At 69.5% G+C, this 20,056-nt stretch carries 16 protein-coding genes; 6 read left to right on the top strand and 10 right to left on the bottom strand.

Features of this window, described 5'->3' with window-relative positions; translation table 11 throughout:
• Positions 1-84 precede the first annotated feature (84 nt).
• The 5 genes from GIY23_RS14295 to GIY23_RS14275 all read left to right on the top strand — a co-directional run bounded on the left by GIY23_RS14295 (position 85) and on the right by GIY23_RS14275 (position 5,759).
• Positions 85-627: a 2Fe-2S iron-sulfur cluster-binding protein gene (locus tag GIY23_RS14295; protein ID WP_154077118.1), complete on the top strand. Its 543-nt coding sequence runs from the start codon at positions 85-87 to the stop codon at positions 625-627.
• Positions 624-1,622 carry an FAD binding domain-containing protein gene (locus GIY23_RS14290; RefSeq protein WP_154077117.1) on the top strand — a complete coding sequence of 333 codons (999 nt, stop codon included), beginning with the start codon at positions 624-626 and terminating at the stop codon, positions 1,620-1,622. The genes GIY23_RS14295 and GIY23_RS14290 overlap by 4 nt, the downstream gene beginning before the upstream one ends.
• Entirely contained in the window at positions 1,619-3,667 is a 2,049-nt protein-coding gene (locus tag GIY23_RS14285) for a xanthine dehydrogenase family protein molybdopterin-binding subunit (RefSeq protein WP_154077116.1), read from the top strand. The genes GIY23_RS14290 and GIY23_RS14285 overlap by 4 nt, the downstream gene beginning before the upstream one ends.
• 126 nt (positions 3,668-3,793) lie before the next feature.
• Positions 3,794-4,903 (top strand): MerR family transcriptional regulator, encoded by a 1,110-nt coding sequence (locus GIY23_RS14280; protein WP_154077115.1) that lies wholly within the window; start codon positions 3,794-3,796, stop codon positions 4,901-4,903.
• 13 nt (positions 4,904-4,916) lie between these two features.
• Complete coding sequence (locus GIY23_RS14275; RefSeq protein ID WP_154077114.1) at positions 4,917-5,759, top strand: hypothetical protein; 843 nt, start codon at positions 4,917-4,919, stop codon at positions 5,757-5,759.
• Positions 5,760-6,024: 265 nt separating this feature from the next.
• Here GIY23_RS14275 and GIY23_RS14270 read toward each other — a convergent pair whose 3' ends face one another.
• From GIY23_RS14270 to GIY23_RS14245, 6 genes are all read right to left on the bottom strand, one after another.
• On the bottom strand, positions 6,025-6,660 hold the full coding sequence (locus tag GIY23_RS14270) for a M23 family metallopeptidase (protein ID WP_228717293.1): 636 nt from the start codon (positions 6,658-6,660) through the stop codon (positions 6,025-6,027).
• Between the two features lie 383 nt (positions 6,661-7,043).
• The gene (locus tag GIY23_RS14265; protein WP_228717292.1) at positions 7,044-8,066 is read right to left on the bottom strand and encodes an extracellular catalytic domain type 1 short-chain-length polyhydroxyalkanoate depolymerase; all 1,023 of its coding nucleotides are present in this window, start codon (positions 8,064-8,066) and stop codon (positions 7,044-7,046) included.
• A gap of 373 nt (positions 8,067-8,439) precedes the next feature.
• A complete protein-coding gene (locus GIY23_RS14260; RefSeq protein WP_407646876.1) occupies positions 8,440-10,290 on the bottom strand; it encodes a helix-turn-helix domain-containing protein in 1,851 nt (616 codons plus the stop codon).
• Between the two features lie 125 nt (positions 10,291-10,415).
• Positions 10,416-11,756, bottom strand: a complete 1,341-nt coding sequence (locus GIY23_RS14255) for an MFS transporter (RefSeq protein WP_154077112.1) — start codon at positions 11,754-11,756, stop codon at positions 10,416-10,418.
• A gap of 63 nt (positions 11,757-11,819) precedes the next feature.
• Positions 11,820-12,578 (bottom strand): 3-hydroxybutyrate dehydrogenase, encoded by a 759-nt coding sequence (locus GIY23_RS14250; protein WP_154077111.1) that lies wholly within the window; start codon positions 12,576-12,578, stop codon positions 11,820-11,822.
• 213 nt (positions 12,579-12,791) lie between these two features.
• Entirely contained in the window at positions 12,792-13,277 is a 486-nt protein-coding gene (locus GIY23_RS14245; protein WP_154077110.1) for a beta-class carbonic anhydrase, read from the bottom strand.
• A gap of 160 nt (positions 13,278-13,437) precedes the next feature.
• Here GIY23_RS14245 and GIY23_RS14240 point away from each other — a divergent pair, with 160 nt between their 5' ends.
• A complete protein-coding gene (locus tag GIY23_RS14240; protein ID WP_228717291.1) occupies positions 13,438-14,310 on the top strand; it encodes an oxygenase MpaB family protein in 873 nt (290 codons plus the stop codon).
• Positions 14,311-14,379: 69 nt separating this feature from the next.
• Here the strand turns inward: GIY23_RS14240 and GIY23_RS14235 are convergent, their stop codons facing one another.
• The 4 genes from GIY23_RS14235 to GIY23_RS14220 all read right to left on the bottom strand — a co-directional run bounded on the left by GIY23_RS14235 (position 14,380) and on the right by GIY23_RS14220 (position 19,990).
• Positions 14,380-15,219 carry an LGFP repeat-containing protein gene (locus tag GIY23_RS14235; protein WP_154077109.1) on the bottom strand — a complete coding sequence of 280 codons (840 nt, stop codon included), beginning with the start codon at positions 15,217-15,219 and terminating at the stop codon, positions 14,380-14,382.
• A gap of 151 nt (positions 15,220-15,370) precedes the next feature.
• Positions 15,371-18,238: an FAD-binding and (Fe-S)-binding domain-containing protein gene (locus GIY23_RS14230; RefSeq protein ID WP_154077108.1), complete on the bottom strand. Its 2,868-nt coding sequence runs from the start codon at positions 18,236-18,238 to the stop codon at positions 15,371-15,373.
• 27 nt (positions 18,239-18,265) lie between these two features.
• A complete protein-coding gene (locus GIY23_RS14225; RefSeq protein WP_154077107.1) occupies positions 18,266-19,093 on the bottom strand; it encodes a DUF6282 family protein in 828 nt (275 codons plus the stop codon).
• Between the two features lie 66 nt (positions 19,094-19,159).
• Complete coding sequence (locus tag GIY23_RS14220) at positions 19,160-19,990, bottom strand: nitrilase-related carbon-nitrogen hydrolase (RefSeq protein ID WP_154077106.1); 831 nt, start codon at positions 19,988-19,990, stop codon at positions 19,160-19,162.
• Positions 19,991-20,056 lie beyond the last annotated feature (66 nt).

Here is a 20,056-nt window from a genome sequence, read left to right as displayed (position 1 = left end):
TTACCCGACGACGAGAACCCCTACACGTGGTGGGTGTCGTTGAGCCGTCATCGTCAGGGGTGCACAGTGGGGCCGGGAGGCGTGATGGAGAACCAGATCGATCTGACCGTCGACGGTGGGCGCAGGACGCTATCGGTGGACACCCGGACGACGTTGTTGGACGCGTTGCGCGAGACGCTCGGGGTGACTTCGCCGAAGAAGGGCTGCGATCACGGGCAGTGCGGAGCCTGCACGGTGCTGCTCGACGGGCGACGAGTCACCAGTTGCCTGACGTTCGCCGTGGCCCAGGACGGGTCCGAAGTGGTCACCGCCGACGGTGTCCACGACGGCGACGACCTGCACCCGGTGCAGGAGGCGCTGGTCGAACACGACGGATTCCAATGCGGATACTGCACGCCCGGGCAGGTGTGCTCGGCGATCGGCATGCTCGACGAGGCGAAGGCCGGATGGCCCAGCCACGTCACCGAGGACCTGCGGGCAGGCATCGAGCTCGACGAAGAGGAGATCCGGGAGCGGATGAGCGGCAATCTGTGCCGGTGTGGTGCCTACACCGGAATCGTGGCGGCGCTCGCCGAGGTCGCCAGGGGTGAGACCGGGCGTGGCACGGACGAGGAGGCGCGCGCGTGAATCCGTTCGACTACGAGCGCGCTTCCGACGCGCGGGGCGCGGTCGCGGCGGTGGCCGCGCGCCCGGACGCCCAGTTCTTGGGTGGGGGAACGAATCTCGTCGACCACATGAAGCTGGGTGTGGCCCAGCCCGGGATGCTGGTCGACGTGACGCGGCTGCCGTTCGACTCGGTGGAGGCCCGCCCCGAGGGCGGTGTCCGCGTCGGCGGGATGATGCGGAACAGCGAACTCGCCGCCGACCCGTTGATCCGGGAGTGGTATCCGGTGCTGGCGCAGGCGTTGCTCGCCGGAGCGTCCGGGCAGTTGCGCAACTTGGCGACGACGGGCGGGAATCTGCTGCAACGGACCCGGTGCCCGTACTTCCAGGATCTGACGACGCCGTGCAACAAACGGGAGCCGGGGTCGGGATGTTCGGCGCTGCACGGATGGAACCGGGACCACGCCGTTCTCGGCGGGTCCTCGGAGTGCGTAGCGGTGCACCCGTCCGATCTGGCCGTCGCGTTGACCGCGCTCGACGCGGTCGTGCGATTGCAGAGCCCCGGGCACGACCGGGGTTTGCCAGTGCACTCGTTGTACAAGCTCCCCGAGGATGACCCGTCGCACGACACGGTGCTGGAGCACGGTGAACTCATCACGGCCGTGGACCTCCCGGAGGCGTCGCCGCACACGCGGTCTGCTTATCGGAAGGTGCGCGACCGCGCGTCCTTTGCGTTCGCGCTCTCCTCTGTCGCGGCGGTCGTCGAGGTCGCCGATGGCGTGGTGCAGTCGGCGCGGATCGCCCTCGGCGGTGTCGCGACCGTGCCGTGGCGGGCGAGCCGGGCGGAGGAGGTGCTGCGAGGCGCCCCCGCCACCGAAGAGACGTTCCGAGCCGCCGCGGACGCGGAACTGGAGGCGGCGGAACCGTTGCGGCACAACGAGTTCAAGGTGGCACTGACCCGGAACACGATCGTCGCCGTGTTGCGCGACCTGGCGGCAGCTGAGGAGGGCTCCGGATGACCGGGGTGGGCAGCGCTGACTCTGTCGGCACAGCGGTGCGCAGGCTGGACGGTCCGCTGAAGGTGACGGGCAACGCCCGGTACGCCGCCGAACAGCCGGAGACGGAACCGCTGTACGCGCACCTGATCCAGTCCACTGTGGCGCGCGGCCGCGTGTCCTCGATCGAGACCGCCGAGGCCGAAGCAGTCGAGGGCGTTGCCGGAGTGCTCACCCGGCACAACGCGCCCGCACTGGCGTCCACCGAGGACCCCGAGATGCGGGTACTGCAGTCCGACGAGGTCGCCTACCGGGGACAGATCGTCGCCGTGGTGCTCGCCGGCAGCGCGCACGTGGCGACTCAAGCCGCGAACCTGGTGCGGGTCGAGTACGCGGAGTCCGAGCACGACGTCGAACTGCCGGACGGAGATTCCTCCCGACTCGTCGACGCGGGCATCGACAGCGACGTCGACACCGGTGGCGTCGACGAGGCGTGGGAGTCCGCGCAGGCACGTGTCGACGTGACCTGCACGACGCCGCTGGAACACAACAACCCGATGGAGCCGCACGCCACCGTCGCGACCTGGGCGGACGGCCAACTCACGCTGCACGACTCGACCCAAGGCGTACACGCGACCCGATCGGCCGTGGAGGCGCTATTCGGCCTCGAACACGTCCGGGTGATCTCGCCGTACGTCGGCGGTGGTTTCGGTTCCAAGGGACTGCCGCATGCGCCTCTGGTGGCGGCGGGCCTGGCCGCGATGGCCTTTCCCGGCCGTGCGGTCAAGGTCACGGTCACGCGGCAGCAGATGTTCACCCTTGTCGGACACCGTCCGGCGACCGTGCAACGGCTCCGGCTGGCTGCGGACCACAGTGGACGATTGGTGTCCCTTTCGCACGACATCGCGGTGTCGGCCTCTCGCGTCAAGGACTACGTCGAGCAGGCCGGCGCACCGAGCGGCACGATGTACGCCTCACCGCAGCGCCGCATCCGGCATCGCATGGCCGAACTCGACCTCCCCGCTCCGACATGGATGCGGGCGCCGGGGGAGTGTCCCGGGATGTTCGGCCTCGAAGTGGCCGTGGACGAACTGGCCGAGCAGTGCGGAATGGACCCGATCGACTTCCGGATCCGAAACGAGCCGGAGACCGACCCGTCCTCCGGACTGCCGTTCTCGTCCCGCAACCTGCTCCGCTGCCTGCAGGTCGGTGCGGAACGGTTCGGCTGGGGTGAGCGGTCTTGGCGACGCGGGCGAGGACAGCACGGAATCGGTGTGGCGAGCGCCGCGTTCCCGGCCTTCCAGATCCCCGGCTCGCGGGCGCGGATCGTGTTCACCGGCGAGCGCTACCGAGTCGAGATCGGTGCCGCCGACATCGGCACGGGGACGTGGACGGCGCTGGCCCAGATCGCGGCCGACGCGTTGGAGGTTCCGTTGGACGACGTCGACCTGCGGATCGGCGACACTGCGCTGCCGAAGGCGTCGCTGGCAGGCGGGTCGAGCGGGCTCGCGAGCTGGGGCGGCACCGTGACCGAGGCGGCGCGTGAGTTCCGTGACGAACACGGCAAGGATCCCGTCGACGGTGCGGAAACGACGTCCAAGATGCCGAGGAACCCGGACGCGGGCCAGTACTCGATGCACGCGTTCGGTGCCCAGTTCGCCGAGGTCCGGGTCGACGCCGACACCGGCGAGATCCGGGTACCTCGAATGCTCGGCGTGTTCGCCGCCGGGCGCATCGTCAACCCGCGAACCGCACGGTCGCAGCTCGTCGGTGGCATGATCATGGGCGTGTCGATGGCGCTGCACGAACACAGCGCCCTCGACCCGCGCTTCGGGCACGTCGTCAACCACGACTTCGCCGGTTACCACATCGCGTCGAACGCCGACGTCGGCGACGTGGAGGCGACGTGGGTCGATGAACACGACCCGCACGTGAACTCGGTGGGAGTGAAGGGAATCGGTGAGGTCGGGATCGTCGGTGCCGCGCCCGCCATCGCGAACGCGGCGTACGCGGCGACCGGGGTCCGGGTGCGCGATCTTCCCCTCACTCTCGATTCGTTCCTGCGCTGAGAGAGGTCGCCCGACCGTCGTCCGCGGCAGGCCGTCCGTCCGGCGGCGTTGCCGCTTGACCTTCACCTTGGGGTAAGCGGCAGCGTCGTCGACGCCCGGCGAGGTGCCGGGCACGAGGAGGGCGGCATGGAGCTGACGATCGGGGCGTTCGCGCGGGCGGTGCGGCTGTCACCGAAGGCCTTGCGCCTCTACGACGAGCTCGGACTGCTCCATCCGGCGCGGGTGGACCCGCACTCGGGATACCGGTACTACACCGAGAACCAGCTGGAGCATGCGCGGCTCGTGTCGTGGTTGCGTCGGCTGGGGATGCCGCTCACGCGCATCCGAACGGTGTGCGCGTCGCAGGCTTCGGACGCCGCGGCCGAGGTCGCGTCGTACTGGGCGGAGGTCGAACGGCTCACCGACGAACAACGTCGTCTCGCCACCTTCCTCGTCGAGCACCTGTCCGGAAAGGACTGTCCGGACCGGGACGAGAGGAAAGGTACCGAGATGGCTGACGGACCGAACACCATCACATTGCGCTACGCGGTGCAGTCCGATCACGGTCGCACCCGCGAGTACAACCAGGACTGGGCGTACGCGGGCGATCGGCTGTTCGCCGTGGCCGACGGCTTCGGCGACCACGGTGACGCGGACCCGGTCAGTGCGCTGGCGGTCGAGGCGTTGAAGCCGCTCGACGATGCGATTCCGGCCGGGGACCTGCTCAACACGTTGCAGAATGCGGTCGGGGACGCGGAGATCGCCGTGCGCGACTTCGCACGCTCGGATCCGGCGTACGAGGGTGTCGGGACGACGTTGACCGCGATGCTGCTGTCCGGGTCACAGCTCGCGCTCGTGCACGTCGGCGACTCCCGCGCCTATCTGCTGCGGGACGGCTCGCTGACCCGGATCACCCATGACCACACCGTGGTGCAGCGGATGGTCGACAGTGGGCAGATCACCGCGGACGAAGCGGCGTCACACCCGCAGCGTTCGATCCTGTCGCAGGCACTGCACGGGGGTGAGATCGCTGCGGTCGACTCGGGACTGCACGAGGTTCGTGCCGGGGATCGGTACATGCTGTGTTCCGACGGCTTGTCCGGCGTGGTGGAGCCTGAGGGCATGCGATCGGTTCTGAAGTCGGTGGACGTCCCGGAGAAAGCAGTGCGCCGACTGGTGCAGTTGGCGAACGAACGTGGCGGACCGGACAACATCACCTGCGTGGTCGCCGACGTCGTGGCGAAACCGGTGGAGTGAGCCTGTCGGTCTCATGGCTCGACCGGACACGGGCACCGAGCGAGTCATGGGGCCGAGCCGGGCATTCCGCGGGCTGTCGTGGTTGGCTGAGGCGGTGGATTTCGACGCTGCGGCCGACGAGCTCTACGCTGCGAACCGTGAGGATTTCGTCGCGCGTCGCGGCGAGCTGGCGCGGCAGGCGGCTCAGGACGGTGACCGGACTCTCTCGAACCGTGTGAAGGCGTTGCGCAAGCCGACCGTCGCGGCCTGGCTGGTGAATCGGGTCGTGCGGGACGAGCCCGGCCGAGCTGCCAAGCTGGCCGAACTCGGTGCGTCGTTGCGAACCGCGCACGAGCAACTGGCAGGCGATCGTGTGCGGGAGCTCTCCGAGCGGCGTCGTGCGCTGCAGACCGCGCTCGTCGACCGGGCACGTGAAGCGGGCGGGGACCCGTCGAGGACGGTCCTCGACGAGGTCGCCTCGACGTTCGACGCGGTGGCGGCTGACGAGGAGGTCGGCGGAGAGGTGCTCGCGGGCAGGCTCACGGTCGCGGTCACCAGCGACGGTGGTTGGCCCCTGCCGGACACCGCAGCCGCGTCGACTCCGGCGGCCGGACGGGCCTCCCGTCCGCGTCGGGGCAAGCCGAAGGAGGAGCGATCGCCGGCCGCACAGGCGGCGGAACAGGCCGTTGAATCGGCCCGGGAGGCGTTGGCGCGTGCCGAGCGCGAGGACCAGGTCGCACACGACGAGACGGAGAGGCTGCGCGCCGCGTGGGAATCCGCTCGTTCCCGGGCAGCGGAAACGGGCGAACGGCTGGCCGACGCGCGCGAGGATCTCGCCGCCGCCCAACGCGAGGCTCGACGCCGCACCGGAGGGTGAGGTAGCGGACAAGCGTCCGTACGGAGAGTGCACGCGGACTCGGAGAACTCCTGTCAGAAGGTGTTGCTCGGTGGGTTGGGTAGCGGCACCTCAGCGCCCTCCTCGCTGCGGGATCGTTTTTTGAGTGGCGACCTACGCGGCGAAACCGCCGTACTCGCGAGGAGGGCGCTGAGAACGCGCCGGTGGTCCGGCTGCACACGTGGTGATCGGACAGCGGCTCCGCCGCTGACACGACACGACGACAGCACATGCTGTGTCGGGGTTGTCACTGGGTGCCGCAGAGTGGCGGAGCGCCGCGCTGCTGATAGAACGACTCCGGGTCGACGGGGTTTCCGTCCACCTCGGTCTGGAAGTGCAGATGCGGTCCGGTGGACTGGCCACGGTTGCCGACGGTGGCGACGACGTCCCCCGCGCGAACGCTCGCGCCACGGTGGACGAGGTTGCGGTCGTTGTGTCCGTAGGTCGTCACGACACCGCCACCGTGGTCGACGCGGACCCACAGTCCGTACCCACTCGCGGGTCCCGCGTCGACGACGGTTCCTTCGGACGCCGCGACGATCGGTTCTCCGACCGGGGCGCCGAAGTCCAGTCCTTCGTGGAACCCACGGCTGCGAGCACCGAACTCGGAGGTGCATGTTCCTCGCGTGGGCACGACCCACGGTGATGATCGGGGAGCCGGGTCGGCGGCGGCAGGGGCGACCGGGTCGGGGGCGCTACGACAGGTGCCCGTGGGACCGGAGATGCGGAACGTTCCCGGTGGTGCCGGTGTGGACGGATGGAACGCGTCGTCGGCGCCGCACCCGAGGTCGGTGGTAGCGGCGGCTGCCGTGGTCGAACCGGTGGAAACCAGAGCGACCGCGAAGCAGAGCGCCGCGGCGACCCGGGTGTGGCGTGCGTGCACGGGATCTCCTGCTGTCGGTGGCCATGCCAGCGAGAGCGTGCCCCGGGACCGTGCCCTCCGCACATCGAACGCACACCGAGTGTGGTGGACAGCAAGAGGATTCATCCAGGTCGACTGTGGACGAACCGATGAAAACCGTGCTTTGACCGGTAAAGGTGATCGAACGTCCTGTATGGATCGAAGTAGGTGACGTCAAACAGGTGGCTGTCAAGGGAAAACCGGAATTCTCGAGTGCTCGTACTCGGCGGTAGAACGATGTTTGAGAAGTGGCGGCTGATTCCTGACGGGACGGATGGGGTCGGCTCGGCGGTAGCCCGCCGCCGATCAACGGCAGGTTCGCCGAACCGACTCGAAGCCCACCTGTGTGGGGGACAGTGCGAGCGTCACCGGCCCTGGGCTGCCAGTCCCCAGGTGGTGCCCATCTGATACGCGGCGCAGACGTCGACGTCGAGCATGTAGTCCGCGGCCTGGCCGCACTGTTGCTCGCCGGTGCCCGGGTCCACCGGCTGTCCGTGGTTCATCCCCGGAATGGTCACCGTCTCCACCACGGCTCGCCCGGACCCGTCGTGGTATTCGGCGTGCGGGTAGCCGGCCACCGTGTCTTCGACGTCCGGGGTGGTATCCGTGCCGTGCACGTCGGTCCACTGTTCGACGGACTCGCGCATGTTGGCCGGGGCGACCGTCGTGTCCGCGTCACCGTGCCAGAGGCTGACGGTCGGTCGCGCGCCCTCGTGCGCGCTCGCCGCACGGACCAGGTCGCCCCACTGTTGCGGCGTCTGGTCCTTGCCGGGATTCATGCAGGTGAAAGCGTCCGGGAGTGTCGAGGCGCAGCGGTACGGCAACCCGGCGACGATTCCGCCGCCCGCGTACTGCTCCGGATAGGTCGCCAGCATCGTGGCGGTCATCGCGCCGCCCGCGGACAGCCCGCTGACGTACACGCGTTGTGGGTCCGCCGCCGCGTCGTCGATCGCCCGCTGCCGCATCTGCGCGACTGAGGCGGCTTCCCCGGTGTCCCGGTCGGTGTCGGCCTGTTCGAACCAGTTGAAACACCCGTTGGCGTTGTTGGCGGACTCCTGCTGGGGCAGCACGACCGTGAAACCCCACCGGTCGGCCAGTTCGATCCAGCCGGAGTTCGTGCCGTAGCCGACGGCGTCCTGGGTGCAGCCGTGCAGAGCGATGACGACCGGTCGTCCCTCGGACAGGTTGTCCGGGGTGTAGCGGAACATCCGCAGCGCGCCGGGGTTGCTGCCGAACTGGGTCACTTCCTCGATCTCGGCCGCTGCCTCCGGGCCGGGTGCCGCGTCAGGGCCTGACGCTGTCTCCGGGGCGGACGCCGCCGAGACGCCGGGAAGGGTGAGCGCAGTGGCAGTGAGGGCGAGAACTGTGAGGGTGGCGAGACGGCCCACGGCGAACCTCCGTTGGTGAGACAGCTCACAATATGATCGACTGCGAGGTCACGCTACGGACCCCGTGAGCCCGCGACCATGTCGTCGGCCACCACAGCCCGGGACAGTCACATGTGGGCGCCACACGTCTGCGGTGGCGGTCGTGCCGGCGTCCCAGCTTGCGGCTCGAGGTCTCGGGGTCGCCTCGAGTGCGGCCCGGACGCAGCGGCGACCCTTGCGAGCGACAACCGGAACGTCCGTCACCGTGCTCGGGCTGAGCACGCGAGATCATTTCTGACGGCCATCACGACAAGACCAAAGCCAGGTACTCCGAGAGCGTCTGGAAACTGGCATCTGTGCCCGTAGGGCACACAAGCCAGTTCCACATGCACCCTCAGAGCTGCTCCGGCCCGGTCAGCTTGCGGAGCCGGAGCGCGAGCTGGATCTCCAGTGCCCGTGCCGGGGCCTGCCAGCCGTCGCCGAGCAGCGTGCCGATCCGGTCCAGTCGCTGCGTGACCGTGTTCGCGTGAACGTGCAGCGCCTGTCCGGTGCGGTTGAGGTTCGTCCCCGAGTCGAAGTAGGCGTCGAGCGTGCCCACCAGGTCGGTGCCGCGCCGCTCGTCGTAATCGAGCACCGGACCGAGCGTGGCGCGCACGTAACCGGCGACGTCGGCCCGGTCGCCGAGCAGCACGCCCAGGAATCCGAGCTCGTCCGGGCTCGCGCCACCGCCGCGTCGGCCGAGCGTGAACAGCGCCTCCAAGGTGCGGGCCGCCTCGGCGTACGCGGCGGGCAACGCGTCGAGCCCGTCGGCAGGCCGGGAGGCCGCCACGGTCACCGGGCTTCCGGTGGTCGTCTGCAGCTGCCGTGCGAGGTGTTCGGCGCCGAGTTCGCCGGTGCTGGGGAGCACGAGAACGACGTGCTGGGCGTGGACACCGGCGATTCCACCCGCCGCCGTGGCGTGCCGCGACGCGGCGGCGGCGAGGCGCTCACGGGCGAGCTCGTCGTTGTGGGCGATGAGCACCAGCTGTGTCGCCTCCGGGTCGAGCCCCATCCGTCGGGCACGCGCGAGCACCCCGGTGCGATCGCGCGCGGGCCCGGTGAGCAGGTCGGTGACGAGCTCGCCGCGAACCTTGTCCTCGGCTTCCGCCGTCGTGCGGTGCAACAGCAACAGCAGTGCCGTGACGACGCTGGCGCGTTCGAACAGCCGCCGGTCGGCGTCCGCGAGTTCCGGACGACCGGTGAGGGTGATACTGCCCAGGACCTCCGGGCCGGCGAGCACGGCGCACACCCAGTTCTCACCCTGGCGCACGGCCCGCCCGCTGCTGCGGGAACGCTGCACGGCGTCCGGAGCGGCAGCGACCGGACCGACGTCGATCCGCGCGAGCTCGGCACCGTCCGGGTCATGCAGGACGATCCCGCCGCCGAGCACGGTCGAGACGGCGGTGGCGACCTTCGGGATGTCGCCACCGCGCAGCACCAGGTCCGTGAGTCGGTCGTGGGCTTGTTCGGCGCGCTGCAAGGCGGCGGAGTGTTCTCGGATGGTGTCGTTGGCGGCGTTGAGTTCCACCAGCGCACTCCGCGTCTCCGTGAGCAGTCGGGCGGTGTCGATCGCGATCGCGGCGTGGTCGGCCAGGGACGCGAGCAGCGCGACCTCGTCGGGGGAGAACTCGCGGGAGGTGCGTTCGGCGGCGTAGAGCACGCCGATGACGTCGCTGCCGACCTTCAGCGGCACGCCGAGGATCGCGACGAGCCGCTCGTCGCGCACGGCGCTGTCGATGGGGTTGGTGTGGTCGAACCGTTCGTCGTCGAAGTACGAGGGAGTCGCGTAGGGGCGGGCGGTCTGGGCGACCAGGCCGCCGAGCCCCTCGCCCATCCCGAGCCGGACCTGCTGGAACAGCGCCGACACGGAACCGTCGGTCACCCGCATGTAGGTGGTGCCCGCGTCGTCGTCGTTGAGGCTGAGATAGGCGACGTGGGTGCCGAGCAGCATCCTCGCCCGGTGCACGATCGCGCGGAGAACGGCGTCGACGTCGCGAACCCCGGCGAGGTCGCTGGCGGTGTCGAACAGGGCGGCGAGTTCGGCCTCCCTCCTGCGCTGCTCGGTGAGCGTGTGGCGCAGCCGCAGCGCCAGCGCCGAGCCCTGCTCGACGTCCTCGAGCGCGGCGGGGGCGAGCCCGTCGGCGCGGGCGCGGCCGGGTACGCGCGCGAGGTCCTCGCTCGGCGCGTCCCGCACGAGCAGCTCCATCAGCTCACGCAGGTGAGCCGAGGCCGGACGGCCCGGCGCGCCCGGCGCGGGCCGGTGGTCGGGTGCGGCGTCGGACATGGACGTCATCCTCGCATCACCCTGGCCGACCACCGGCCCGCTCGCGCTCACCGGACCGCGGCCTCGTCCCGGGCCGTGTCCTCGGACTCTGTCAGGGACACGCCTCGGGTCTCCCGGGCGAGTCCGATCGCGATGCACGTCAGCACGCAGCTTCCGACCAGATACAGCGCGATCGGGGTACCGCTCGAGAACTGCTGCAGCAGTGCCGTCGCGATCAGCGGGGACAGACCACCCGCCACGATCGAGGCGAGCTGGTAGCCGATCGAGGCGCCCGAGTACCGCACGCGAGTGCCGAACAGTTCGGAGAAGAAGGCCGCCTGCGGCCCGTACATCGCCCCGTGCAGCACCAGCCCGACCGTGGTGGCCAACGCGATCAGGCCGAACGATCCGGTGTCGAGCATCGTGAAGAAGACGAAGCCCCACGCCGCCATTCCGACCGCGCCGATCAGGTACACCGGCCGTCGACCGATGCGGTCGGAGAGGATGCCCCACAGCGGGATGCTCACGAAGTGGATCGCCGAACCGATGAGCACCGCGTTGAGTCCCAGTGATTTCGGCAGGCCCACGAACGTCGTCAGGTACACGAGGATGAACGCGGTGATGACGTAGTACGAGACGTTCTCACCGAAGCGCGCGCCCATGGCGAGCAGCACCTCACGCCACTGCTTGCGCACCACCTCGACGGCAGGCGGCGATTCCTGGACCGGTCCCTGGTCGGCTCTGCGCTTGGCCTCGACGAACACCGGGGACTCGGCGACCGACAGACGGATCCACAACCCGACCACCACGAGCAGACCGGACAGCAGGAACGGGATGCGCCAACCCCACGACATGAACGCTTCGTCGGTCTGCACCACAGCCAGCACGGCGAGAACCGCCGTGGCGAGGAGGTTGCCGCCGGGTGCGCCGGCCTGCGGCCACGACGCCCAGAAGCCGCGGCGTTTCGCGTCACCGTGCTCCGAGACGATGAGCACGGCCCCGCCCCATTCGCCGCCGAGGGCGAACCCTTGCACCAGGCGCAGCAACGCGAGCAGCAGCGGCGCGGCGACGCCGATGGTGGCGTAGGTCGGCAGCAGGCCCATCGCGAACGTGGCCCCGCCCATCATGACCAAGCTGATGACGAGGAGTTTCTTGCGTCCGATACGGTCACCGAAGTGCCCGAACACGATCCCGCCGAGCGGACGCGCGATGAAGCCGACCGCGTAGGTCGTGAACGCGAGCAGGGTCCCCGTCAGCGGGTCCGCGGACGGGAAGAACAGGACGTTGAACACGATCGCGGCCGCGGTGCCGAACAGGAAGAAGTCGTACCACTCGATGGTCGTGCCGATGAGGCTCGCGCCCACGACCCGCCCGATGGGGGTGCGTGGTGCGGACTCCGTTGTGGACATGGCTGTCCTTTCTGTGATGGGCGAAGAGGGGCTCCGGGCGTGAGGGCCGCTCGACGTGCGCGGCTACTGCGCGGTCCAGGCGCCGTCGACGGGGATCGAGGTGCCGGTGACGTAGTCGGAACCCGGGCCGCACAACCACGTGACGACGGCGGCGATCTCGTCGGGTTCGATGAGCCGTTTGATGGCGGTGCGTTTGAGGAACACCTCGTCGAGAACCTTGTCGGAGGCGATGCCGCGGCTGTCGGCCTGAGCCTGGACCTGGCCCTCGACCAGCGCGGTCCGCACGTACCCGGGCGCCACGCAGTTGCTTGTGACGCCGTACTCGGCACCTTCGAGGGCGGCGACTTTGTTGAGTCCTTCGAGGGCGTGTTTGGCCGCGACGTAGGCGGACTTGTCCGGGCTGGCGCGGTGGCCGTGCACGCTCGAGACGTTCACGATCCGGCCCCAGCCGCGGTCCCGCATGTGCGGCAGGCAGCGGCGGATGAGCAGGAAGGGTGCGGTGACCATGACTTCGTGCATCGCCCGGAACCGGTCGGCGGGGAATTCGTGGATCGGCGCGAGATGCTGGAATCCGGCGTTGTTGACGAGCACGTCGACCTCGTGCGGCAACGTCTCCGTCGCGCGGGGCTCGGCGAGGTCGACCGCGTGCGGGACGCCGCCGACGTTCTCCGCAGCGTCGCGGCATGCCTGTTCGTCGCGGTCGACGAGATGCACCTTCGCGCCGCCGCGGGTCAGCGCTCGCGCGCAGGCCAGCCCGATGCCGCTTCCGGCGCCGGTGATCAGTGCGGTGGCTCCGGCCAACTGTCCGGACGTCGTCGTCATGCAGAGTCACGCTAGAGACGACGCGCGGCTAGTCCTATGTGTCGGCACGCCACACTGGTGTGTTGTCTAGTGTTCCGGGGACCCACTGCGGCGGCGGCCTGCGCGGGCAGGCACCGGCCGACGGTGTCGCTCAGAAGCTGTCTTCGCTCTTCGGTGGTGGTCGCTGACCGGCGTTGCAGCTTGCTGCTCGCGGGCGTCAGGACAAGATGACGATCATACTTCTCGGAGCTCGCCGGAGGCGACGTCGAAGACGAATCCCCGAACGGAATCCTTGTTCGCAACGAACGGGTCGGACCGGAGTCGCTCGATCGACTGCCGCACGTCGGTGTCGAGGTCGCTGAACGCCTCGGGCGTCCAGGCAGGCCTGTGTCCGGTGGCGTCCTCGAGCGATCGGGCGAACTCGTCGTCGGTGAAGGTGAGCATCCCGCAGTCGGTGTGATGGATGAGGACGATCTCCTCGGTGCCCAGCAGTCGTTGGCTGATCGCCAGTGACCGCACGGTGTCGTCGGTGACGACGCCGCCCGCATTGCGGATGATGTGCGCGTCCCCCTCGTCGAGGCCGAGGATGGCGGGCACGTGCAGCCGCGCGTCCATGCAGGCCACGACCGCGACCTTGCGGGCGGGGGGCATCGGCAACGCCCCGGAGAAGCCCTCGGCGTACGCGGCGTTGTTCGCGAGCAGTTCGTCGGTGACGCTCATGGCGAGGGGTCCTTCCCACGGTCGTGACTGGCAGCGATGAGTTGACCGCTCCATGAGATCAGGCACAGGGGTTTTCGTCATCCGGAAGAGATGTGTGCCGCGCGAACGGTGGAGTCCTCGTGCCACGACCGGAACGCCGGCCGGCTGGCATACTGGAACCGTGGTGACGGTGCCGGGGATGGACGCCGTGCGGGAGCAACTCGGCGCGGCGTTGTTCGAGCGGGTCGCAGGCCCGGACGGGCCGGACCGCCGGACGCGGATCCACGAGACCGCCGGTCCGCGCTGGTTCGACGAGGATCGGCCGATCCGCACCGTGCACGGCGACGCGTCGATGTTCGTCGGCGGTCTCCGCGCACTGCTGCTGCAGTCCCTGCATCCCTTGGCGATGGCCGCGGTGGCCGCCCACTCCGGCTATCGAGGCGATCCTTGGGGGCGACTCCAGCGCACCAGTGCCTTTCTCGCGGCGACCACCTACGGTCCGGACGAGATCGCTCAGCGCGCGGTGGACACCGTGCGCAGAGTGCACGCACACGTACAGGGCACCGCGGCGGACGGGCGACGGTACGAGGCCTCCGATCCGCACCTGTTGCGGTGGGTGCACGTCGCCGAGGCGGACAGCTTCCTGCGTGCACACCAGGTGTACGGCGCGCGAGCGCTGACCCCGGACGAGTGCGACGGCTACGTCGAGGACATGGCGCGCATCGCGACAGCGCTCGGCGCAGAGGATGCGCCGCGCAGCCGCGCCGAACTCGACGAGCAACTCGCCGCCTACCGGCCCGAACTCCGGGGAACGAGGGAGGCGCGGGAAGCGGCGCGGTTCATGCTCGTGCAGCCCCCGTTGCCGTTGCTCGCGCGTGGGCCGTACGCGGTTCTCGGCGCCACGGCGGTGTCCTTGCTGCCGCGATGGGCGCGATGGCCGTTGCGGCTGCCGTACCTCCCGGTCTCCGAAGCGACCGCCGTGCGGGCCTCGGGGCAGCTGCTCGTCGGCGGCATCCGGTGGGCGATGACCGCCCCATCAACTGAGCCCCACTGAGGCGAACGGCACTTTCGCCTCACCACACGAGGCGAAAGTGCCGTTCGCGCTGTCACTTTCGGGGGAACGTCACGACGCCGGAACGTCGATCACCTCTCCCGTCTCGGTGTTGAAGACGATGTGGCCGCCCTGGAAGTCACTGCGTTTCCCCTCCGGGACGTCGTACTCGTCGGAGACCGGGAAGCCGAGGTACGAACCGGTGCCACCGAGGCCCAGCCAGTGGTCCCGGATGGCCCCCTTCGTTCCATGAGTCCCGCTCTCCGGCGAGAAGTGGATCGACGCGCCGAAGCCGTCGTCCCCTTCGAAATCGCTGAACAGGCCGTTCTCGCCGGCAGGTCGGGTGTCGGAGACCGGGAAACCGTACGTGCCCGTCTCCCATCCGGACGCTTCCCAGTGCTCCCGCACCGGGCCGGAGATGAGGTTGGCGCCCACATCGGGACGCCAGTACACCGAGCTGAGCCCGGTCTCCTCGGTTCCGGTGAAGTGGTTGTACCTGCCGTTGCCGTCGGCGGTACCGCATTCGTCGGTCAACGGCACTCCGAACGCGGGATGTCCTCCTTGTTCGAGGAACTTGGCAAGAATGTCGCCGTAGGTTTCGTGCACCCACGTCTCCGCCGTCCAGTACAGACGCCCGTGTTCGTACTCGCGGTAGGCGACGTCGCCGTCGCGCACCTCGTCGGCGACCGGTGCTCCGAGGCGTTGCTGCAGATCCGGCTCGGAGTCGTACCGGGCGTCGATCGCCGACTGCTGCTGTTGCTGGGCAGGTGGCGTGTAGTCGCAGATGACGGCTTGCGTGCCCGGTTGGGTGCGCAGAGGCTCGGCGTTCGCCGGCGCGGCGAGACTCAGCGCCAGTGCGGCCGACCCCGTCACCGCTGCCGCCGTTGCGACGCAGCGAGCTTTCCTGACCATGGTGACCCCCTTCGAGAAGCATTGATGCACTCCCGACGTCCACGTCGGCAGCGCCTCGAAGGTTGCCGCACCACACGGAAAAATCTCGAAACCGACGGTGCGAACGGCACTGGCGCCTCGTCTCGTGGGGCGAGAGTGCCGTTCGCCCAAGTCACTTTCGCGGGAGTGCGTCGGCGAGGATCTCGGCGACGTGGGCGGCGCGGCGGCCCGTCGCCTGCTCGATCTGCGTGCGGCAGGAGAATCCGTCGGCGAGCACGAGGGTATCCGCGTCGGCTTCGCGAACGGCGGGGAGTAAGGCCTGCTCCCCGCACGCCTGAGACACCTCGTAGTGCCCACGCTCGAAGCCGAAGTTTCCTGCGAGTCCACAGCAGCCGGAGTCCAGCCGCGTATTGTCCACACCGGCCGTGCGCAGCAGCTTTTCATCGGGCTCGTACCCGGTGACCGCGTGCTGATGGCAATGGACCTGGCTGATGGATTCCTTGTGTACGTGCGGTGGTGTCCAACCCGGGGCGTGCCGTTCCAGGAACTCGGCGAACGTGAACACCGAACCGGCGGTGGCGTGTGCCGATTCGGTCGCGAGGAGTTCCGGCACGTCGGTTCGAAGCGCCGCCGTACACGACGGTTCGAGCCCGACGATCGGCACACCGCGTGAAGCATAATACTCCACAGAGGACAGTGATCGACGCATCACCCTCTTTGCCACGTCGAGTTGCCCCGTCGAGACCCAAGTCAGTCCGCAGCACACCGGCCCGTCCGGCAGGAGCACGTTGAAACCGGCATCCTCCATCACCTTGACGGCCGCGTGCCCGACTTCCGGAGCGAGGTAGTTGGTGAACGTGTCCGGCCACAGCGCCACCGGGCTCCGTCCACGACTCGGCCGCGACCGCGCTCCGAATCCGCGCGTGAAGGACTCTGCGGCGAAGATCGGCACGGTCCGTTCGGGAGCGATACCACCGAGGCGCTTGAGGACGGTGGAGGTCGCGCGATGTCGTCCGACCGCGTTCACGACACGCGGCGCGACCGACGCCAGGCGCGCCCACAGCGGCAGCCATCCCATCGAGTAGTGCGAAGCGGGCCGCAACCGCTTCGCGTAGTGATGGTGCAGAAACTCTGACTTGTAGGTCGCCATGTCCACATTGACCGGACAGTCGGTGCGACATCCCTTGCACGACAGGCACAAGTCCAGCGCCTCCCGCACCTCTTCGGAGCGCCAGCCGTCGGTGATGACGTCTTCGGCGAGCATCTCGCCGAGCAGGTGCGCGCGTCCGCGAGTGGAGTGTCGCTCTTCTGCGGTGACCTGGAAACTGGGACACATGACGTTTCCGGGCGTGCTCTGCCTGCACTTGCCTACTCCCACGCACCGACCGACGGCCTGGCTGAACGAGCCACCGTCCTCCGGGTAGGAGAACGCCGTCGTTTCCGTGGGCGGCGACAGGCTCGGGACGCGCAGATCGGCGTCGAGAGGTGCAGGTTCGACGATGACGCCGGGGTTCATCAGCGCTGCCGGGTCCCAGATCGCCTTGAACTCCCCGAAAGCACGGACGAGTTCGTCCGGGAAGGTGCGCGCGAGCAGTTCGGAGCGGGCTCGACCGTCGCCGTGTTCACCGGACAGCGATCCGCCGTGTTGGTGAATGAGCTCGGCGGCGTCTTCCATGAACGTCCGGAAGTCCGCGATGCCGTTGTCTCGTGCCATGTCGAAGTCGAGCCGGACATGCAGACACCCCTCGCCGAAGTGGCCGTAGGCGACGCCACGTCGACCGTGGGCGGCCTTGAGTTTGTCGAACCCCCGCAGATACGAGCCGAGCTTGTCCGGGGGCACGGCGGCATCTTCCAGTCCCGGCCACGCTTCGGATCCGTCGGGGAGCCGGGTGGCGATGCCCGCTCCCTCTTCGCGAATACGCCACACCGCGCGTTGCTTCGCGACATCACCCAGTACCCGGGTGTCTTCGCCACGCGCCGCACCGGACAACGACGCCAAGGCGGCGCATGCCCGGGACTCGGCCTCGGCGAGATCGTCGCCACCGAACTCGACCAGCAGCCACGCGCGGCCGTTCGGCAGGCCGGTCCGCAGGCGTGACGGCCTCCGGGAACGCCAGGTGTCGACGAGCTCCCGGTCGAGGCCTTCCACCGTGAGCGGGCGATGCCGGAGGATCTCGGGCACCGCGTCGCCCGCCGCGGGAGCATCCGGGTATCCGAGCACCAGCAACGCCCTTGCCTTCGGGCTCTCGACCAGTCGAACCGTCGCACCGAGCACGCTGACGCAGGAACCTTCCGTTCCTGTCAGCGCGCGTGCGAGGTGGAACCCCTTCTCCGGCAGCAGCTGGTCGAGTGCGTATCCCGAGACTCGCCGGGAGAACGTCGGCAGTCCGGTGCGGATCGTGGCCAGGTGGCGATCGACGAGGTGCTGCAGCCGCGCGTAGACCTGGCCCTGCCGGTTCGGTGCGGCGGCGCGGTCGCGCAGCTGCTCGCGGCTCGTCGCGCCGACGGTCATGCGGGTGCCGTCCGGGAGAGCGATGTCCAGTGACTCGACGTTGTCGGCGGTCGTTCCCCACGCGACCGAGTGCGAACCGCAGGCGTTGTTGCCGATCATGCCGCCCACCGTGCACCGACCGTGTGTCGAGGGGTCGGGGCCGAAGGTGAGCCCGTCCCGCCCGGCCGCGGCGCGGAGATCGTCCAACACCACCCCGGGTTCGACACGGGCAGTCTTCGACTCGGGGTCGATGTCGCTCACGGCCGTCAGATGCCGTGAGGTGTCGATGAGGAGCCCACCCCCGAGCGCGTTGCCCGCCACGGAGGTCCCGCCGCCCCGGTTGACCACAGGCACGCCGAACTCGTGGCAGCTCGCGAGCGCGGCCACGACGTCGTCGGTGCTGCGAGGGACGAGAACCGCGTCCGGCACCGCGCGGTAGTTCGACGCATCGGTCGTGTAGAGCGCGCGAGTCGCGGCGTCGAGGGCGACGGTGCCCGCGACGTCGCGGCGCAGCGCGGACGCGAATCCTGTGAGGTCGGGTGAGGTCACCGTGGGCCTTCCTGAGGCAGGGGAGGGTCAGGGCGTGACGAGCGCGGCCGGAATGTCGCTCGCGCAGCGCATCAGTGCGTCCCGGTCGAGCCCTTCCCCGGCGAGTGCGTCGACGAGCAACTGCAGCGCCTCCGGCGGCTGCGGCGAGTCCGGTTGGCCCGCGTCCGAAGACAGAACGACGTGGTCGAGGCCGACCCGGTCGGCGAAAGCCGCGAGCTGCTGCGGAGTGCAGCCCGGTTGGTGTAGCAGCTGGAACGTGGTGATCTCGGCGAGCGCGCCACGTGCGGTCAGTTCGGCGGTCTCGGAGGCGGAGAGCGCGGGGACCGTGTAGCTGGGGTGTGTCAGCAAGAACCGCCGCACCCCGTGCTGTTGCGCGGTCGTGAGCAACCACTCCGCTTCCGGGCCGCTCAGGTGGCCGGTGGCGAGCACCGCGTCGGCCTCGGCCACGAGCGCGCAGATCTCCTGCGCGGCTTCGGCGGTCGAGCGGTCGACGGGCGGGATCGCGTACGAGTGCGCTGCCAGGCCCGGCCGTGCCCCGCACAGGCTGGGAAGTCCGGCGGTGCGCTGGGTGTGCGCGTCGGCGGTCGGCATCCACACGACTCGGCCGCCGGCGTCGAGGCATGCGGCGACCGCCGCCGGGTTGGGGCCGCCGGCGTGCTGATTGAGCGCGATCCCGCCGTACACGGTGATCGGGCTGTTCCGGTTCGCGGCGGCGGCGCGACCGACGGTAGACTCGTAGTGTCCTTTGAGGACGCATCCGGTGAAACCCGCCTCGGCGTAGGACCGCACGATGTCGTGGTCGTCGCCCCGCCGGGGGACGACGTCGGGGGAGGAGTGCACGTGGACGTCGAACACGCCTCTCACCGTGCGCCCCGGGCGCTGCGCCGACAACCCGTGTTGTCGGCGCAGCAACACGACCGGTCAGTCGGCTGCTTCCTCCAGGAGCCGGTTGACCTCCCGAGAGACGAGCCCGAACCGGGATTCCTGCAACAGCGGCATCTCGCGGCGGCGCTTGCGTGCCGCGCGTACGTCGATGTCGACCACCGTGAGCGAGGAACTCCACTGTGGAGCCTCGGCGACGACCTCGCCCCACGGGTCGAGCACGCGGGAACCGCCCCAGAACGACGCGCCGGCTTCCTCGCCGACGCGGTTGACGAACACCACCCAGCACTGCTGCATGCGTGCGATGAACAGCAGCAGGTCCTGCCAGTAGGCGGCGGTGTCGACGGCGCCCGGTGCCAGCCCCGCCGCGCTGTTGGTGGGGATGAGCATGACTTCCGCGCCGTCCTGGGCCGCCAGCCACGGAAGCACGGGCTGCCACGCGTCGTTGCAGATCAACGTCGCCATCCGGGCGTGGCGCGTGTCGTAGGCACGCATCGCAGAGCCGGGGCTGGCGTGCTTGCGCTCCTCCCAGTCGAGGTAGTTCGGCAGGTAGAGCTTGCGATGCGTGTGCACCAGCGCCCCGTCCGCGTAGTAGGCCGACGAGTTGTACCGGCGTAGCCTGCCGTCCTCGAGGAAGCTGATCAGCACGTCCGGCCCGAGTTCGGACAGGGCGGCGAGTCGTGCGTCGGCGACGGCCACCGACCGGTCCTCGCTGACCTGGCCGAGTGCGTAGCCGTGCAGCGACAGTTCGGGGAAGACGACGAGGTCGGCGTTCGACGCGGCGGCCTCTTTGACCGTGCGTTCGGCCTCGGCCAGGTTGCCGTCGACGTCCCCCAGGCGGCAGTCCACCTGTGCCAGCGCGATCCGCATGAGCTGCCTTTCGTTCCCGTTTCCCGCCCCGGCCGGGGCGCGTCCGAACCGCGGTTTCTACTGGTT

Source organism: Allosaccharopolyspora coralli, from assembly GCF_009664835.1.
Taxonomy (GTDB): domain Bacteria; phylum Actinomycetota; class Actinomycetes; order Mycobacteriales; family Pseudonocardiaceae; genus Allosaccharopolyspora; species Allosaccharopolyspora coralli.
Note: the sequence above shows the minus strand (reverse complement) of the source record. Positions and strands in the feature narration are given on the sequence as shown.

What these genes read in the sequence shown, in the direction of transcription:
- GIY23_RS14245 (WP_154077110.1), bottom strand. Translation starts at nt 13,277, where the DNA reads ATGAGCGTCACCGACGAACTGCTCGCGAACAACGCCGCGTACGCCGAG.
- GIY23_RS14275 (WP_154077114.1), top strand. Translation starts at nt 4,917, where the DNA reads ATGGCTCGACCGGACACGGGCACCGAGCGAGTCATGGGGCCGAGCCGG.
- GIY23_RS14255 (WP_154077112.1), bottom strand. Translation starts at nt 11,756, where the DNA reads ATGTCCACAACGGAGTCCGCACCACGCACCCCCATCGGGCGGGTCGTG.
- GIY23_RS14260 (WP_407646876.1), bottom strand. Translation starts at nt 10,290, where the DNA reads ATGGAGCTGCTCGTGCGGGACGCGCCGAGCGAGGACCTCGCGCGCGTA.
- GIY23_RS14280 (WP_154077115.1), top strand. Translation starts at nt 3,794, where the DNA reads ATGGAGCTGACGATCGGGGCGTTCGCGCGGGCGGTGCGGCTGTCACCG.
- GIY23_RS14220 (WP_154077106.1), bottom strand. Translation starts at nt 19,990, where the DNA reads ATGCGGATCGCGCTGGCACAGGTGGACTGCCGCCTGGGGGACGTCGAC.
- GIY23_RS14285 (WP_154077116.1), top strand. Translation starts at nt 1,619, where the DNA reads ATGACCGGGGTGGGCAGCGCTGACTCTGTCGGCACAGCGGTGCGCAGG.
- GIY23_RS14250 (WP_154077111.1), bottom strand. Translation starts at nt 12,578, where the DNA reads ATGACGACGACGTCCGGACAGTTGGCCGGAGCCACCGCACTGATCACC.
- GIY23_RS14235 (WP_154077109.1), bottom strand. Translation starts at nt 15,219, where the DNA reads ATGGTCAGGAAAGCTCGCTGCGTCGCAACGGCGGCAGCGGTGACGGGG.
- GIY23_RS14295 (WP_154077118.1), top strand. Translation starts at nt 85, where the DNA reads ATGGAGAACCAGATCGATCTGACCGTCGACGGTGGGCGCAGGACGCTA.